The 15,991-nt window shown below is 72.7% G+C and carries 14 protein-coding genes and 1 rRNA gene; 8 read left to right on the forward strand and 7 right to left on the reverse strand.

The window, feature by feature from the left end; translation table 11 throughout:
- Positions 1-160: 160 nt before the first annotated feature.
- Positions 161-634 (reverse strand): MarR family transcriptional regulator, encoded by a 474-nt coding sequence (locus E1264_RS27480; RefSeq protein WP_132178340.1) that lies wholly within the window; start codon positions 632-634, stop codon positions 161-163.
- Positions 635-724: 90 nt separating this feature from the next.
- Between E1264_RS27480 and E1264_RS27485 the strand changes: the two genes are divergently transcribed.
- On the forward strand, positions 725-1,294 hold the full coding sequence (locus E1264_RS27485) for a TetR-like C-terminal domain-containing protein (RefSeq protein ID WP_132178341.1): 570 nt from the start codon (positions 725-727) through the stop codon (positions 1,292-1,294).
- A gap of 4 nt (positions 1,295-1,298) precedes the next feature.
- Positions 1,299-1,625 (forward strand): DUF2530 domain-containing protein, encoded by a 327-nt coding sequence (locus E1264_RS27490; RefSeq protein WP_132178342.1) that lies wholly within the window; start codon positions 1,299-1,301, stop codon positions 1,623-1,625.
- Here E1264_RS27490 and E1264_RS27495 read toward each other — a convergent pair.
- Together E1264_RS27495 and E1264_RS27500 are read right to left on the reverse strand one after the other, a co-directional pair.
- Positions 1,622-4,591 carry a hypothetical protein gene (locus E1264_RS27495; RefSeq protein ID WP_132178343.1) on the reverse strand — a complete coding sequence of 990 codons (2,970 nt, stop codon included), beginning with the start codon at positions 4,589-4,591 and terminating at the stop codon, positions 1,622-1,624. The genes E1264_RS27490 and E1264_RS27495 overlap by 4 nt on opposite strands.
- A gap of 2 nt (positions 4,592-4,593) precedes the next feature.
- Positions 4,594-5,451 carry a DUF3027 domain-containing protein gene (locus tag E1264_RS27500; protein WP_243711208.1) on the reverse strand — a complete coding sequence of 286 codons (858 nt, stop codon included), beginning with the start codon at positions 5,449-5,451 and terminating at the stop codon, positions 4,594-4,596.
- A gap of 240 nt (positions 5,452-5,691) precedes the next feature.
- On the opposite strand from E1264_RS27500, the gene E1264_RS27505 reads away from it, so the two are divergent.
- The gene (locus tag E1264_RS27505; protein WP_243711206.1) at positions 5,692-7,143 is read left to right on the forward strand and encodes an MFS transporter; all 1,452 of its coding nucleotides are present in this window, start codon (positions 5,692-5,694) and stop codon (positions 7,141-7,143) included.
- Positions 7,144-7,177: 34 nt separating this feature from the next.
- On the opposite strand, the gene E1264_RS27510 is transcribed toward E1264_RS27505, so the two are convergent.
- Entirely contained in the window at positions 7,178-7,576 is a 399-nt protein-coding gene (locus E1264_RS27510) for a cold-shock protein (RefSeq protein WP_132178345.1), read from the reverse strand.
- 179 nt (positions 7,577-7,755) lie between these two features.
- On the reverse strand, positions 7,756-8,409 hold the full coding sequence (locus E1264_RS27515) for an HAD hydrolase-like protein (protein ID WP_132178346.1): 654 nt from the start codon (positions 8,407-8,409) through the stop codon (positions 7,756-7,758).
- 326 nt (positions 8,410-8,735) lie between these two features.
- Here E1264_RS27515 and E1264_RS27520 point away from each other — a divergent pair, with 326 nt between their 5' ends.
- The gene (locus E1264_RS27520; RefSeq protein WP_132178347.1) at positions 8,736-9,191 is read left to right on the forward strand and encodes a hypothetical protein; all 456 of its coding nucleotides are present in this window, start codon (positions 8,736-8,738) and stop codon (positions 9,189-9,191) included.
- A gap of 4 nt (positions 9,192-9,195) precedes the next feature.
- On the opposite strand, the gene E1264_RS27525 is transcribed toward E1264_RS27520, so the two are convergent.
- The gene (locus E1264_RS27525) at positions 9,196-9,678 is read right to left on the reverse strand and encodes a GNAT family N-acetyltransferase (protein ID WP_243711207.1); all 483 of its coding nucleotides are present in this window, start codon (positions 9,676-9,678) and stop codon (positions 9,196-9,198) included.
- Between the two features lie 375 nt (positions 9,679-10,053).
- Here E1264_RS27525 and E1264_RS27530 point away from each other — a divergent pair, with 375 nt between their 5' ends.
- From E1264_RS27530 to E1264_RS27545, 4 genes are all read left to right on the forward strand, one after another.
- Complete coding sequence (locus tag E1264_RS27530; protein ID WP_165964408.1) at positions 10,054-10,692, forward strand: TetR/AcrR family transcriptional regulator; 639 nt, start codon at positions 10,054-10,056, stop codon at positions 10,690-10,692.
- Between the two features lie 183 nt (positions 10,693-10,875).
- A complete protein-coding gene (locus E1264_RS27535; RefSeq protein WP_132178348.1) occupies positions 10,876-13,257 on the forward strand; it encodes a helicase-associated domain-containing protein in 2,382 nt (793 codons plus the stop codon).
- Between the two features lie 108 nt (positions 13,258-13,365).
- Positions 13,366-13,809 carry a hypothetical protein gene (locus E1264_RS27540; RefSeq protein WP_132178349.1) on the forward strand — a complete coding sequence of 148 codons (444 nt, stop codon included), beginning with the start codon at positions 13,366-13,368 and terminating at the stop codon, positions 13,807-13,809.
- A 208-nt stretch (positions 13,810-14,017) separates the two neighbouring features.
- Entirely contained in the window at positions 14,018-15,670 is a 1,653-nt protein-coding gene (locus E1264_RS27545) for a DNA repair helicase XPB (RefSeq protein ID WP_132178350.1), read from the forward strand.
- A 207-nt stretch (positions 15,671-15,877) separates the two neighbouring features.
- Here the strand turns inward: E1264_RS27545 and rrf are convergent.
- Positions 15,878-15,991, reverse strand: a 5S ribosomal RNA gene (rrf, locus tag E1264_RS27550); the annotation flags it as partial.

Raw genomic sequence — 15,991 nt, forward strand, 5'->3', positions numbered from 1 at the left:
CGTGGGGTGGTGGCCGTGGGGGCCGCGCGTCGCGGTCGCCTCGGGCTCGCGGGGTCTGTCATTAGCGGAAGTCATTAACAGAGCTAACGATAATCGCAGGCACGGCATTCCGGCAAATCCGGCGCGATCGAGCGGGACCGGCGTGACCGGGCGTGATCGGTCAGGAGCGGCTGAGCCGGTCGATGATCGGGGCGGCCCGGCGGAGGATCTCCCGCTCGTCGTCGGTCAGCTCGCCGAGCCTCCTGGCCAGCCACGCCTCCTTGCGGCGCCGCTCGTCCGCCAGCAGGGCGATACCCGCCTCGGTCGCGTTCAAGACGACCTGGCGCCCGTCGGTGGGATGCGGGCTGCGCGCGACCAGGCCCCGCTCCTCCAGGTAGGCGATCACGCGCGTCATCGAGGGCGGCTGCACCTTCTCGTGGTCGGCCAGCTCGCGGGGCGTCATCGACCCGTTCCGCTCGATCGCGGCGAGCGCGGCGAGCTGGGTGAGCGACAGCGGGCCCGGGCCGCCCCGCTCGCCCTCGGTGGCCGGACGCAGCGTGCGGAGCCGCCGCGACAGCCTGGCGATCGAGATACGCAGCTCCTCGGCCAGCCCGGGGACGGACGCGGCACGGCTCGGGGTGGGTGGCGTTGTCATCGTCATTGGTCTCCCATGCTGCCACGCCGTACCTTGACATTGCGGCTAGGCTTATTAGCCTGTGAGCTATCTAGAATGGAGGAGAGTGGAATGCCTCGTGCCGGACTGTCCCCGGCCGCCGTCGTCGACGCCGCCGTCGCCATCGTGGACGCCGACGGCCCCGGCGCCCTGACGCTGGCGGCGGTGGCGGGAAGGGCCGGGGTCGCGACGCCCTCCCTGTACAAGCATGTCCGCAACCTGGCCGAGTTGCGACAGCTGATCACCGTACGCGTGCTCGAAGAACTTACAGAACGGCTCGGAGACGCCGCACTGGGACGCTCCGGGGACGACGCCGTCCGCGCCCTGATGCGCGCCTACCGGTCGTATGTGGTGGAGCATCCCGGCCGGTACGCGGCCATGGACCAGTCGGCGGACGCCCAGCCGGAGGACAACGCGGCGGCCGAGCGTCTCCTGGCCGTCATCTACGCGGCGCTGCGCGGCTACGCCCTGGAAGGCTCGGAGCTGGTCCACGCGGCCCGGTGCCTGCGCTCGGCCGTGCACGGGTTCGCCGTCCTGGAGGCGGCGGGCGGATTCGGCCTCCCCGAGGACCTGGAGGCCAGCTATGAGCTGCTCATCGGCATGGTCGTCGGAGGGTTGCCCGGCGCCCGCGGCGTAACCTGATCGCATGACCCGACCGCGCCGCCCGGACCCGCCGCCCATGCAGACCAACGACGTCCGCATCGCGGCCGCGGGCGCGGCCGCCTGGGCGGTGGCGTTCGTCGTGCTGCTCATCGTCGGGCTGCCGTCCGAGGACCGGTGGTGGCTGTGGGTGTGCGTCACCGGTTTCGCGAGCGGCATGTTCGGGGTCTGGTACGTCCCGAGGTTGCAGGCACGCCGCGCCAGCCAGGAGGCCGCCCGCGCCGCCCAGCGCGAGACCGACCCCGCCGACGGCAAGGCCGGCGCCAAGGGCGACAAGCCTGCCGAGACCGCGGAGCACGGGCGCGCCGACTAAGGCTCCAGGTCCGCCTCGGCCAGGAGGTCTGGGAGCGTCTCAGGGGCGCGTAGCACCGCTTCGAGGGTGAGCCGGTCGGCCCAACGACCTGTTGACCACGCGAGTGCGCGGGCCAGGCCCTGCACGCTGCTCGCGCGCACTTCGCCGTCTCTCGTCCACCACGGCACGTCCTGGCCGTCCACGACCAGGCGGTCGTGCGCGAGGTAATCGGCGGGGGCGTCCGGCAGGACGGCCCTGACCGCGTCGGGTACGGGACGTTTCTCGCCCTCCGATTGGACGGCCCCCGGAACCTCGTCTCCAGCCAGAGGGAGATCGAGGAGTTCGGCTAGGCGCTCGTCGCGTCCTTCCGCGGCGATGATGAGCGGCTGGCCCCGAAGGAGGGGCAGGACGTCCGGAGCGTCCAGGACCAGGGCGTCAGCGGCGTCTACGACTTCGACGTCTCCGTTTACGACGGCCCGGACGTGGTCGGGTGGTTCGATCGCTGTGTCCGGGGCGTCGGCCAGGGCCGTCCACAGGGCGCCCAGCTGTGCTCGGGTGACGGACCGTTCCGGGTCACCGAGCCGGTTGAGGAGCTCTTGGGCGCCTCCGGGTTCGTCCAGCAGATCGGCCAGCGACGTGCGGACGCCCAGGGCGAGCAGGAGCCGCTCGTCAAAGCCCGCTGGCGCGACGTCATAGAGCCCTGCCAGGGCGTCGTCCCCGCCCAGATGGAATTCGCCGGGTCTGCGTCCGTCCAGGACGCGGTGACGGCTCAGCCACCACGCCGTATAGGACGGGACGGCGACCCGCCGTCCGCCGTGCACGGCCACATGGACGGGATCGACGATCGCGGCCCGCCACGGCGGCTCCGCAAGGACGCGCAGCGCCGCAGACCAGTCGTCCACCAGTTCAAGGTCCCGGACGGCCAGGAACTCCGGCACGAGCGGCGGAAGGTCTTGCGGGCCGATTCGCCGCAGCACGTCGTCGGCCCACAGGTCCTCGTCATCGAGGTCCAGGGTTTCCGCTTCGTCGGCGAGCCCCATGAGGTTCACGTCCTCGCCCTTCGCGAGGGCGAACCCGTCCAGGACGCCGACGGCCGTGAGCGTCTCCGCGCCCCACCGTTCCAGCAGCTCTCCGTCGACCACCCCGAAGGGCGCGTCATCGGCCATGAGAGCGCGCAGCGGGCTCTCCGGCAGAAGCAGCTCACCCGCCGGATACAGCTCCCCGTCGTCGCCGGGCAAGGCCAGCTCTGCCAGCCATGGCTCCTCGCCCGGGTCGAGCCGCGCGGCGGCGACGAGCCCCAAGACGGCTTCTGCGACCGCATCGGGGTCGTCGGCCTCGAACGACTCCTCGACGGCGGCACGCACGGCGGCGTCGGCGAGCACGGCCCGCGGCCCCGCCTCGACAGCCCCCAGCCGGGCCAGCAGCGGATGCACCGCCTCCGGGTGGACGAACCGCAGGCCGAGCGCGTCCAGGCCGCCGGGATCGACGCCGTCCGCGATCAGCAGGCCGCGCGGGCCGCGCACGATCCGTCCGACCCCGTCCGCCGCCGAGCCGGCCAGCGGCACCGGGACGGCCCCCAGAGCGTCTGTGGCGGCTCCGCCGAGCGTCCCGTACATCCGGTGCCACCACGCCGGTTCGCGGTCCACAGCGGCCAGCTCATCGATGACGTCCGCCAGCTCGACCCGCCGCACCCCGAGCGCGGCGAGCGCCGGGCTTCGCGCGGGCCACTCCGGCGGGAGCAGGCCGGTCGCGACGCCGTCCTCGCCGCCGAGGAGCTCGACGAACTCGGCGGGGGCGTCGACGGCGACCGCGTCGCGCCCGCGCGTCCGGTGGGGCAGCAGCGGCGCCTCGGGAAGGCGTTCGCGGATACCGCGCCGCACCCGGGCGTCCAGCTCACCGCCCCCCACCGGCCCAGGCACCAGGCTGAGCACGCGTGGGGAAACGGGAAGGTCGCTCAGCAACCGCACATAGGTCTCGGCGGCCCGGTCCACGAGGAAGTCGGTCAGCGGGCCGGGCGCGACGTGCCGCCGGTCAGGTGCGAGCGGGAACGACGCGATGAGCAGCGCGGGCAGATCCAGCCGTTCGTCACTGGGCGTTGGCGCATGCACGACCGCAGGGGTGTCTTCCGGTAGGCCGTCCTCTGGCAGGGCCCACCGCACGTGCCAGAAAGGCCGCCCCCGCTCCTCCACCGGGCGGTCTTCCAGAAGCGCCATCGGGATCTCCCCATGTGCCTCCGCCGTCCGCCAGACCGCTCCATTCAGGACCACCTCGTCCGGAGTACGACGCTCAGCGGTCAGCTCGCGGACGTCGCCGTCCACATCGATCTCAACACCGCCCAGCGCGGGAAGGGCCAGCATCAACGCGGCTCCGGCACGCTCAAGCTGCCGCCGGACGGACTCGACCGCGTCCTCGCGCAACGGCAGCCGCACGACCGTGTCGAACCCCGCCGGAATCTCAGGCGGCTCGTCCATGGCGAACGGCAACCGGAGCAGCGGAACATGCCCGCCACGCCGCTCCAGTTCCCCCGCGAGCGCCGGAACTCCCTCGACCAGCTCCTGAGAGCGGGCCCGCGACCACATCACGCCCGCCCCGCCAGACGCGATGGCGGGCTGATCGCTGACGGCCACGACCGCCGCGAACCCGACACCGAACCGTCCCGCCGTGCCCGCGTCGTCCCGCTTGGACGACGCCCGCAGCGTCGACAGCGCCTCCACGCCCGCGGCGTCCAGCGGCGCCCCGGTGTTGGCGGCGCTCAGCACAGCGGCACCGGACGGCGACGTACGGAGAGCCAGCCGGAGCCGTCCCGGAACGGCGGCGCGCAGCGCGGCGTCCGCGGCGTTCTGCGCCAGCTCGATCACGACACGGTCGCGATAGCCGCCGAGGGCGAAGTCCTCCTCGGTGTTGGCGTCCTCGCGGAACCGGGCGGGTGACTCGCTCCAGGCGCGCAGCACCCGCTCCCGCAGGGCCCGCGTCCCGAGATCCGGCATCGTCAGCTGTGGCCCAGGGCCTCTTCGTCCAGGGTCGCCGCGTCCTCGACCTCGGACGCTTCGCCCACCTCCACCGGTGCGGCGTCCTCCACCCTGGCCGGGGACGGCAGGACCTCGTAGCCCAACTCGTCGATGACCGGGGGGCTGTGCTCGGACACGGCGGGCAGGGAGACCGCCTCCGAGTGCGCGCCGCAGCCGTGGTCGGCGGAGACGACACGTCCGTCATCGGGCGCGTACTCGTTCGCGCACACGCCGAACATCTTCCGCAGCTCACCCGCCAGCGCCACATAGAACCCGCAGGTGGAGCACTGCGCGGGCGCGGACGCGGCGATCGGGGCGCGCGGGCCCCCGACGCCCTCGTACCAGCGGGCGGCGGCCTCGTCGCGCCCCTCCCGGGACAGGACCCGGACGCGGCCGAGCCCCGGCTCCCACTGCGCCTCGCGATCGGTGGCCTCGTCGTCCACCTGCGTGTAGCCGGGCGCGAGCCGGACGTCGTCGGGCGCGGTCGGCAGCAGGTCACCGGGACCGAGGTCGCCGGGACGCAGCCGCTCCAGCCACGGCACCCACGGCGGCGCGAGCAGCGCGTCGTCGCCGGGCAGCAGCACGCACTCGCTGACCGTGACGACCTTGGCGCGGGACGCCCGCGTCACGGTCACGGCCCACCGCCAGCCCACGTACGCGGGGTCGAGGCACTCGAAATAGTGCGTGACCACGCGGTCGCCTTCCGCGCGCAGGCCGAGATGCTCCCCCGCCTGACCGGGACTGGCCGTTTCATGCGCGGCCTCGCGGGCGAGGTCTACAGCCTCGGCGCAGGCGGTGTCGACGGCGGGCGTGCGGGCCCGGCGGGCGGGCCCGGAAATACTCTGCGCGGACGCGCCGTGCGTGGACGCGGAACGCGTGGGGCTGGACTGCGGCAGTGAGCTCACATGCCAATTCTCGCCCATGGAACGGCGTGGCCGGGCACCTCACCCTGCCACCCCATGGAAAACAACCACCGGCGCACCGTTGGTGAGCAGGTTCCCCAGCGGGGAACGTACCCTCAATCGAGGGGTCGTGCCTCAGCGGAGAACCCGGACGACGCAGGGGAGAGATCAGGGCGCATGGGTGACCGGACACGGTTCGGGCGATCCGTACGCGCCGCTGCGGGAGGTGCGGCGCGGGCGCTGCGCGGCACGCGCTCCGCGATGGCGCGCACGGGACGGCTGACCCGCCGCGCCACCCACGCCCAGGGCGCCGGACGCAGCGGCCTCGGCAGCCTGATCGAGGCGTCCGCGGTCAACTCCGCCGGAGACGCGCTGGTGACCGTCGCCCTCGCCGGGACGCTGTTCTTCGGCCTGGACGTCAACCAGGCGCGCGGCCAGGTCGCCCTCTACCTCGTCGTCACGATGGCACCGTTCGCGCTGGTCGCGCCGCTGATCGGCCCGGCACTGGACCGGGCGCGGCACGTCCGCCGGTACGCGATCTCCAGCACGTTCGTGATCCGCGCGCTGCTGTGCTGGGCGATGGCGAGCGCGCTGCCGCACGGCGACCAGGTCACGTTCCTGCCCGCCGCGTTCGGCGTGCTCGTGCTGTCGAAGGCGTTCGGGGTGCTGCGCGCCGCGGTGACGCCCCGCGTCCTGCCGGACGAGATCACGCTCGTGACGGCGAACGCGCGCTCCGCGTTCGCGGGCCTGATCGCCGCGTCGATCACCGCGCCGATCGGCGCGGGCCTCGTGTGGCTCATCGGCGCCGACTGGGTCCTGCGCATCGGCACCCTCGTGTTCCTGCTGGGCGTCGTGTTCACCATGCGGCTTCCACAGCGTGTGGACGTCCCGGACGCCGAGCCCTCGCCGGAAGCCCGCGGCCCCGGCGGCCCCGGCGCCCCCGACGAGACCGCGCGGCCGCAGGCCAGGCACTGGCGGACGCTGCCGCGCGTCGGCCCGGTCGTCGCGGAGGCGATGCAGGCCAACGCGGTGCTGCGCGCGTTCTCCGGCTTCCTGATCCTCTATCTGGCGTTCCTGCTGCGCCAGGAGCGGTTCGACCCGGTGTCCAACAACGTCGCGCTCGGGCTGCTGGCGGCGTCCGCCGGGGCCGGCGGACTGATCGGCACGGCGCTCGGCGCGTGGATGAAGGCGCGGGCGCCGCGGCTGATCGTCTCGGCGACGCTGGCGTCCGTGACCGCCGTCGCCGCCGTGAGCGCCGCGTTCTTCGGCCTGTGGGCGGCGCTGGCGGTGGCGACCGCGGCGGGCCTCGGGCAGGTGCTCGGCAAGCTGTCGATGGACGCCGTGGTGCAGGAGGAGGTCGGCGAGGAGATGCGGTCGTCCACCTTCGCCGTCTCGGAGACGCTGCACCAGCTCGTGTGGGTCATCGGCGGGCTGGCCGGCCTCGGCATGTCGATCGTCGCGGACGGACGCGTCGCGCTCGCGATCGTGTCCGCCGCGCTCGCCGTCTCGCTGGTCCTGCTGCTGTCGCGCCGCGCCGGAACCCGCCGCCGGACGCACCGCCGCCGCCGTCGTCGCCCCGCGCAATCTCAGACGACGCTCAAGGACGCACACCCGGAGATGCACACCTGAGCACCGCAGACGCCCGGACGCACCAGAGGCGGCGCTAGGACGCGGCCAGATCGTCCGCGACGGCCCGCAGCACGGTGGCGATCTTCTTGGCCTCCGCCGGGGCCGGATGCTTGCCGCGCCGGTAGGTGTTGGAGATGCCGTCCAGCAGCTTGATCAGGTCTTCGGTGATGACGACCATCTCGTCGGGCTTCTTGCGCCGCTGCTTGGCGATCGTCTTCTCGACCGACGGCAGCGTGTCCAGCACCTTGACCTGGAGCGCCTGCTGCCCCCGCCGCCCCTCGACCACGCCGAACTCGATGCGCTGCCCTGGTCTCAGCGTCGTGACCCCGCCCGGCAACGCCGATGAGTGCACGAAGACCTCACCGCCGTCGTCGCGCGTGAGGAAGCCGAACCCCTTGTCGGAGTCGTACCACTTGACCTTGCCAGTCGGCACCGGAGACCTCGTTCGGTAATCGTCCTGAATCGACCTCAAGATTAGTGCCTCGCCAAGGGCTGGTGTACACACCGGCACCCTCCGCGAGGCCCGCACAGGCCGACGATCAGAAGCTATCCGGCCCCGCCCGGCAACGGCATCCGAATATCGGGCCGCAGCTCAGGATGCGGACCTGTGGTTCACGACGCCCGGAACCCGCCGAGCCATTCCGGGAAAGCGAGAAGATCGGGCAGGACGACATCCGCCCCGTACGCGGTGAGCGCCGCCGAATCGTACGCGCCGGTCGCGACGGCCACCGCGAGGGCCGACGCCGCCCGCGCCGCGTCCACGTCGCCGGTGTGGTCGCCGATGTAGGCGCCCGCCGCGTGCTCGCGCAGCACGGTGCCCTTGTCGGCGCCGAACAGGCCGCCGGCGACGACGTCCACCTCAAGGCCGAGGTAGCGGACGGTCCGTTCGGTGTCGGCCTGGTTCTTGCCCGAGACGACGATCACCCGCCCGCCGCGGGCCCGCACCGCATCGAGAGCCGCCGCCGCCCCCGGCATGAGGACGGTCGCCGGGATCGCGATGTCGGCGTAGATCGCCCGGTAGCGCGCCGCCATCACGGGCACCTCCTCGGGCGGGAACCAGTAGCCGAGCTCCTCCTCCAGCGGGGGGCCGATGCGCCCGATGACGGCGTCGGTGTCGATGGCGACGCCGCTCTCCGCCGCGAGGGCCGCGTACACCGCGCCGATGCCGGCGCGCGTGTCGGCCAGCGTCAGGTCGAGGTCGAAGCCGACGGCGAGTCCGGGACGGAGATCAGGGGAACGGAGACCAGGGGAATCGTGATCGGGCACGTCCCACAGGTTAAGGGGGCTGGACACATGCGAGTACCCGCGCTCTCCTGGTAGTGGCGATGCGACGGGATCCGAGTAGGAGAGCGCGGGAACTTTCGCGCGGGTGACCGTTCAGTTGTGACCGGAACCGGCGCCCCGGTCCACCGGGAACGGCCGCCCGTGCTGGCGATATACCCGGGCCCCCGACCACAAACCACCTGACCAGGGAAAACACAGGACTCGAACAAGCCACCCCGAGCAAAAGGACGATCAGCCCCGGCGTCCGCCCGGCGAGGTTCCCCGGAGAACGGGGTCTCTCGGTGAACGGGCCGCTGAAGGAGGCCGCAATGGCAGACATCCCCGACTCCGGCCGGACGGCCGAGCCCGCGCCGGCGCCCGCGCAGGAGCTCGCGATGACCCGCATCGAGCCCGGCGACGACCGCGACCACCACGAACGGCGTGAACGGCGGCCGTTCACGGACGGTGCCACCGCCGTCCGCCGGAGCGCCACCGCCGCCCGCCGCCGCGCGTTCGGCATCGTCGCCACGTCGGTGTCCGCGGTCACCACGGTCGTCGTGGTGATCATGGCGGTGCACATCCTGTTCGTCGCGTTCGAGGCGAACACGGCGAACGGGATCGTCCGCTGGTTCGGCGACCGGGCCACCGAGCTGTGCTGGCAGTTCGAGGACGTCTTCCAGCCCGAGAACCCCAAGACCGAGGTGGCCGTCAACTACGGCCTGGCCGCCGCCGTCTACCTGATCGCGGGCAGGCTCCTCACCACCCTGATCCGCCGCCGGGCCTGACCCGCTAATCCCTTCCTGGGAAGCGGACGTTGTCGAACGGCCAGGCGGTCGTGACCCACTCTCGGACGAACTCCTCCAGTTCCTTCTCCAGCGCGGAGTTCTCCTCGTCGGCGCGGACCCAGAACACCACGACGGCGTCCGCGCCGGGGTCGTCGGACGGGGCCACATGGATGCGGCCGAGCTGGCGGTCCCCGTCCGGCGTGATCACGACGTAGCTGAACGAGCGCCGCAGCTGGCCCTGCTTCTGCAGCCAGGCGACGTCGATCAGGGCCTGCTCGAAGGTGAACTCGCTGTCCGGCCAGCCCCACTCGGGCCCGAACCGGCCGGCGAGCCGGTCCAGGCTGCCGATCACGGCGCCGTAGTCCTTGACCACGTCGTGCACGGTGATCGGGCGGATCTGGAAGCGGGAGCCTGCCACCAGCGTGGGCACCACGAAGTCCTCGGGCAGGAAGGCCCCGTCGGCCGCCTTCCGCGGAGACTTGAACATCGCCGACCTTTCCGACGACGCCCCTTTCGGCGACGGGGCGCGGGCACCGAAACTCTAGCGGCCCCGGACGCCGCGGCAAGGCGTAACACACTGTGTCCGGGCCATGCCCGCGGCCGGTCCCACCGGCCGACACGACGAATGTCGTCTTCGCGATATTTCTGCTTCACAGCCGACCGGATTTCCCCTCCACAGCCCACCGCCGACCTGACCGAACGGCTAACGGCGGGGTACCCGGACACTTGCGGGGCGCGGGCCCGCGGACCGCACTTCCCGCCGCCCCGGCGGTAGGCTCGATCAGCGCGGTTCCCGCCGAACGGGCACCCGTGTCCGAGCACGTACGTACGAAGCGTGCGGCGGGTCCAGGAGGTTGATCAGATGGCGATGTCCACGCGCGAGCGGATCGTGGCCGAGTCGCTCCGGCTGTTCGCCGACCGGGGTTACACGGCGACGTCGGTGGCGGAGATCGAGGCGGCCGCCGGTCTCTCGCCGGGCGCGGGCGGCCTGTACCGGCACTTCCGCTCCAAGGAGGAGGTCCTCGCCTCCGCCATCCGCGAGCACATCGACCGGACCCGCAAGCAGATCAACGACGTCCTCGACCAGGCGGCCGTCTACGAGGAGCGCCCGCTGGAGACGCGGCTGCGGATGACGTGCCAGACCGGGCTGGCGAAGATGCGCGAGGAGCAGGACCTCATCCGGGTGCTGTTCCGCGACCTCGACCAGTTCCCGAGCCTGGTCGCGGAGATGCGGGAGGGCATCGTCAACCCCCTCTACGAGGGGATCGCCACCTGGCTGTCGGCGCAGCCCGAGTTCGAGGGCGCCGACGAGGACTGGCCGGCGATCGCGGCGATCCTCGGCGGCGCGGTGGTGAACTACTGGCTCGCGAACGAGTCGATGTACGAGCCGCCGACCCGCATCGACGAGAAGCGGTTCGTGGAGAGCTGGGCGCGGCTCGGCCTAGGGCTCGTCCACCTGCAGCGGAACTCCGCCCCCGAACCCACCACAACGGCCCCCTGACGAACCGCGCCTTTCTCGGCGCCCCGCACGCGTTCTTCGGCGCTTGGCACGCGTTCCTCCAGCACACGGCATGTTCGTCCTACAGGGCACACCATGCGGGCTCCTACCCTTGAGGGACCGGGCTCAGGCGGCGCGCACCCCGTCCTCCTCCCAGCCCCAGGCACCCTACAGTTGAGGAAAGGCATGGAAACGTACGCGGACTGGTTGCGCGCGCGAGGCGACGACGAGCTTCGCGCGCTCCTGTCCGCGCGTCCCGAACTGCTCGCGCCCGTCCCCGCCGACCTGACCGCGCTCGCCGCCCGCGCCGCGACGCCCGCCGCGGTCTCCCGCGCCCTCGACCGGCTCGACCGGTTCACGCTCGCCGTCCTGGAGGCCCTGCTCGTCCTGCCCCCGCCGGCGCCGACCGGCCCCGAGACGCTCGCCGCCACGCTCGCCGCCACGCCCGCGCAGGTCGAGGACGCCATCGGAACGTTGCACCGGTACGGCCTCGTCTGGGGGAACGGGACCCTGAACCCGGCGCCCGGCGTCCGGCAGTCCCTGCCGCACCCGGCCGGGCTCGGCCCGCCCGTCCAGGAGGTCTTCGCCGGCTACACCCGCGAGCGGCTCACCGACCTGGTCACCGACCTGGACGGCGAGGCCCCGCGCGGCTTCGCCGACTCGGCGCGCCTGCTGCGGCGGCTCGCGGAGCTGCTGAGCGCGCCCGGCCCGCTGATCGAGGACGCGGGTCCCGAGGCGCTCGCCGCCCTCGACCATCTGACCTGGGGCCCGCCGGTCGGGCGGGTCGCCGACGCGCGCCGTCCCGTCCGGGTCGACACCGCGGCGACCCCGATCGAGCGGCTCCTCGCCCGCGGCCTCCTCGCCGCCGAGGACGACCGCACGGTCACCCTCCCGCGCGAGGTCGCGCTGCACCTGCGCGGCGGGCGCCTCTTCCGGGACGTCCGCGCGGAGCCGCCGCCGCTCCCGCCTCCGCCCGGCGAGCCCCGCGCCGAGGACGTCGTGATCCGCGCCGCCGCCGGCGAGGCGTTCAACGCGGTCCGGCTCGTCGAGGAACTGCTCGAACGCTGGGGTTTGGAACCGCCGCCCGTGCTGCGCAGCGGCGGCCTCGCCGTCCGCGACCTGCGCGCCGCCGCCACGCTGCTGGACGTCCCCGAATGGAAGGCCGCGCTGCTCGTCGAGGTCGCGTACGCGGCCGGGCTGCTGACCCGCAGCGGCGACCTCGACGGCGAATGGCTCCCGACCCCCGCCTACGACCTGTGGCTCATGCGCGACACCGCCGGCCGCTGGACGGAGCTCGCCCGCGGCTGGCTGAAGTCCGACCGGGCCGCGGGCCTCGCCGGGGAACGCGACGACCGCGACCGGCTCATCAACGCGCTCAGCGAGGCGATGGTGCGCGGCAGCGCCCCGTCCACCCGCCGGGCGACCCTGGAGGTCCTCGTGGACGCCGGACGCGGCGCCGTCGGCGAGGACGCGCTCCGCGACCGGCTCGCCTGGCTGCGCCCCCGCCGCGGCGGCCGGACCCGCGACCGCATCATCGGCTGGACGCTCCGCGAGGCCGCCGCCCTCGGCCTCACCGGGTTCGGCGAACCGGCCCCGTTCGCCCGCGACCTGCTCGCCGGAGCCGACCCCGAACCCGCCCTGGAGAAGCACCTGCCCGCCCCGGTCGAGGAGATCCTCATCCAGGCCGACCTCACCGCGATCGCGCCCGGCCCGCTGGTCACCGAACTCGCCCGGGAACTCGCCCTCGCCGCCGACGTCGAGTCCAAGGGCGCCGCGACCGTCTACCGCTTCACGCCCGAGTCGATCCGCCGAGCCCTCGACGCGGGCCGGACCGCCGCCGACATCACCGCCCTGCTGACCCGGCACTCGGCGACACCGCTGCCGCAGCCGCTCACCTACCTGATCGACGACGTCGCCCGCAGGCACGGGCACCTGCGCGTCGGCGCCCTCGCCTCCTACGTCCGGACCGACGCGCCCGCCACCCTCGATGAGATCCTCGCCGACCGGCGCTCCGCCGCGCTGCGGCTGCACCGCCTCGCGCCGACCGTCCTCGCGTCCGGGCTCCAGCGCGCCGACCTCCTCGACGGCCTGCGCGCCATGGGCCTCGCCCCGGTCGCCGAGTCCCCGGGCGGCGGCGTGATCGTGACCCGCCCGGACGCGCAGCGCGCCGACCCGCCGCCGACCGCCGAGATCGTCCGGTTGCGGCCGGAGGAGCGCACCGACGCCTCGATGATCTCCGCCGCGGTGCGGGCGCTGCGCGCGGGCGACGAGGCGTCCATGCACGGCGCGGAGCAGGCCCGGCTGCGGGCGGACGCCCCGCCCGGCGAACCGCCCCGCTCGCCCGCGATGGCCACCGTCGACCGCCTCCGCACCGCCGTCGACCGCGGCGGACGCGTCTGGATCGGCTACCTCGACCAGCAGGGACAGGCGTCCAGCCGCATCGTGGAACCGGTCCGCGTCGAGGGCGGTTTCCTCACCGGCTACGACGCGACGCGCGCCGCCGTGCACCGTTTCGCGCTCCACCGCATCACCGGCGTCGCCGAGCTCACCGACGACCCGGCCCCCTGAGCGATCCGCATCGTTCCATGACGATCGGAACCGACGAACCTCACATACGGTCCAACCAGTGACCCATCGGACCGATAACGTGTTCAGGCGAACGTGAGGAGGCTCCCGATGAGCGGGTACGGAGGGGGTCCGCCGTCGGGCTGGGAAGACCCCTACGGCGGCGGATCGAAGGGCTGGGACCCGGGCGGCGCGTACGGGCCGCAGTACGGCGCCGGACAGGGCCAGGGCTACGGGTACGGTCAGGGAGGCTACGGTTACGGGCCCCCGGGAGTGCCGTACCGGACGCCGAGCAGCGGCTCCACCATCGCCGCCCTCGTCTGCAACTGCATCGCGGTCGTGATGTGCTGCAACATCGTCGCCATCCCCGGCGTCATCACCGCCGCGGTCGCGCTCGGACGCAACACCACCGACCCGAACTCGGCCCGCAAGCTGACGATCTGGAGCTGGTCGCTCTTCGCCGCCGCCGTCGTGGTCGGGATCATCTTCATCGTGATCTACGTGGTCGTCATCGCCGCCACAGAGCCCGACTACAACTCGTCCGGCGGCATCTGACCGCGCCCGCCCCCGAGCAGGCCGACCGGGACACGGGCCACCGGGGCCGGGAAGACCTGGCGACCCCCAGCCGTTGAACCATCGGGCCGGACACGCGCCCGCCCTGAATCAGTACGAGCCGGGACGCCGCCGCGGGCGTCCTCGGGTACCGTGCACCAGCGGGGATTTCCCACTCCGAACACCGATTTTGCGACGGGGGCTGCTTTCCGTGACCGACGGTCCGCTCATCGTCCAGTCCGACAAGACGCTGCTGCTGGAGGTCGACCACGAGCTGGCCGGCGCCTGCCGCAAGGAGATCGCGCCGTTCGCCGAGCTCGAACGGGCGCCCGAGCACGTCCACACCTACCGGGTGACGCCGCTCGCGCTCTGGAACGCCCGCGCCGCCGGACACGACGCCGAACAGGTCGTCGACACGCTGATCAGGTTCTCGCGCTATCCCGTCCCGCACGCGCTGCTGGTCGACGTCGCCGACACGATGGCGCGGTACGGGCGGCTGCGGCTGGAGAAGGACCCCCTGCACGGGCTGGTCCTGGCGTCCTCCGACCGGTCCGTCCTGGAGGAGGTCCTCCGCGCCAAGAAGATCAAGGGGATGCTCGGCGCCCGGGTCGGGGACGACGTCGTCGCCGTCCACCCGAGCGAGCGCGGCGCCCTCAAGCAGGCCCTGCTGAAGCTCGGCTGGCCCGCCGAGGACCTCGCCGGCTACGTCGACGGCGAAGCCCACGCGATCTCCCTCATCGAGGACGGCTGGGAACTCCGCTCCTACCAGCACGACGCCGCCGAGGCGTTCTGGCACGGCGGCTCCGGCGTCGTCGTCCTGCCCTGCGGCGCCGGCAAGACGATCGTCGGCGCCGCGGCCATGGCCCGCGCCGAGGCGACCACGCTGATCCTCGTCACCAACACCGTGTCGGCGCACCAGTGGAAGCAGGAGCTCCTCCGGCGGACGTCCCTCACCGAGGAGGAGATCGGCGAGTACACGGGCGCGAAGAAGGAGATCCGCCCCGTCACGATCGCGACCTACCAGATCATGACGACGCGCCGGAAGGGCGCCTACACGCACCTCGAACTGTTCGACGCCCGCGACTGGGGCCTCGTCGTGTACGACGAGGTGCACCTCCTGCCCGCGCCCATCTTCCGCATGACCGCCGACCTCCAGGCCCGCCGCCGCCTCGGCCTCACCGCCACCCTCGTCCGGGAGGACGGCCGCGAGGGCGACGTGTTCTCCCTCATCGGCCCGAAACGCTACGACGCGCCCTGGAAGGACATGGAGTCCCAGGGCTGGATCGCACCGGCCGACTGCGTCGAGGTCCGCGTCACCCTCACCGACGCGGAACGCCTCGCCTACGCCACCGCCGAACCCGAAGAGCGCTACCGCTTCTGCGCCACCACCGACACCAAGACCAAGCTCATCCAGGCACTGGTCGACCGGCACAAGGGCGAGCAGACCTTGGTCATCGGCCAGTACATCGACCAGCTCGACGAGCTCGGCGCTCTGCTGGACGCACCCGTCATCAAGGGCGAGACCCGCGTCCGCGAACGGGAACGCCTGTTCGACGCCTTCCGCTCAGGCGAGATCAACGTGCTGGTGGTGTCGAAGGTCGCGAACTTCTCGATCGACCTGCCTGAGGCGTCGGTCGCCGTCCAGGTGTCGGGTGCCTACGGCTCGCGTCAGGAAGAAGCCCAGCGCTTGGGCCGCCTCCTGCGCCCGAAGGCGTCGGGCCATGGTGCCCGCTTCTACGCCGTCGTCGCCCGCGACACCCTCGACCAGGACTACGCAGCCCACCGCCAGCGCTTCCTCGCCGAACAGGGCTACGCCTACCGCATCGTGGACGCCGACACAGTCCTGGCAGGCGACGAAATCTAACCCCGCACTCCCCGGCAACCACACGACGTACGCCAAACCCGTCCGCAGCCGCTTAGCACAGAACTCCCCACTGATCCGCCCATCGCCCATACCTGGCCAACGCAACCTGGCCAGGAACACAAAGACGCAGAACACCGAGAAGAAACAAAGCCCCAGAAATGAGGAAAGGCCCCGCCGTTGTCGGCGGGGCCTTCCCCCATAAGAAATGTCCGGCGGTGTCCTACTCTCCCACACAGTCTCCCATGCAGTACCATCGGCGCTGAAGAGCTTAACTTCCGGGTTCGGGATGGGACCGGGTGTTTCCCCTTCGCCAAAACCACC

The organism is Actinomadura sp. KC216 (genome assembly GCF_004348535.1).
GTDB lineage: Bacteria > Actinomycetota > Actinomycetes > Streptosporangiales > Streptosporangiaceae > Spirillospora.

What these genes read in the sequence shown, in the direction of transcription:
- E1264_RS27480 (WP_132178340.1), bottom strand. Translation starts at nt 634, where the DNA reads ATGACAACGCCACCCACCCCGAGCCGTGCCGCGTCCGTCCCCGGGCTG.
- E1264_RS27485 (WP_132178341.1), top strand. Translation starts at nt 725, where the DNA reads ATGCCTCGTGCCGGACTGTCCCCGGCCGCCGTCGTCGACGCCGCCGTC.
- E1264_RS27490 (WP_132178342.1), top strand. Translation starts at nt 1,299, where the DNA reads ATGACCCGACCGCGCCGCCCGGACCCGCCGCCCATGCAGACCAACGAC.
- E1264_RS27495 (WP_132178343.1), bottom strand. Translation starts at nt 4,591, where the DNA reads ATGCCGGATCTCGGGACGCGGGCCCTGCGGGAGCGGGTGCTGCGCGCC.
- E1264_RS27505 (WP_243711206.1), top strand. Translation starts at nt 5,692, where the DNA reads ATGGGTGACCGGACACGGTTCGGGCGATCCGTACGCGCCGCTGCGGGA.
- E1264_RS27520 (WP_132178347.1), top strand. Translation starts at nt 8,736, where the DNA reads ATGGCAGACATCCCCGACTCCGGCCGGACGGCCGAGCCCGCGCCGGCG.
- E1264_RS27525 (WP_243711207.1), bottom strand. Translation starts at nt 9,678, where the DNA reads ATGTTCAAGTCTCCGCGGAAGGCGGCCGACGGGGCCTTCCTGCCCGAG.
- E1264_RS27530 (WP_165964408.1), top strand. Translation starts at nt 10,054, where the DNA reads ATGGCGATGTCCACGCGCGAGCGGATCGTGGCCGAGTCGCTCCGGCTG.
- E1264_RS27535 (WP_132178348.1), top strand. Translation starts at nt 10,876, where the DNA reads ATGGAAACGTACGCGGACTGGTTGCGCGCGCGAGGCGACGACGAGCTT.
- E1264_RS27540 (WP_132178349.1), top strand. Translation starts at nt 13,366, where the DNA reads ATGAGCGGGTACGGAGGGGGTCCGCCGTCGGGCTGGGAAGACCCCTAC.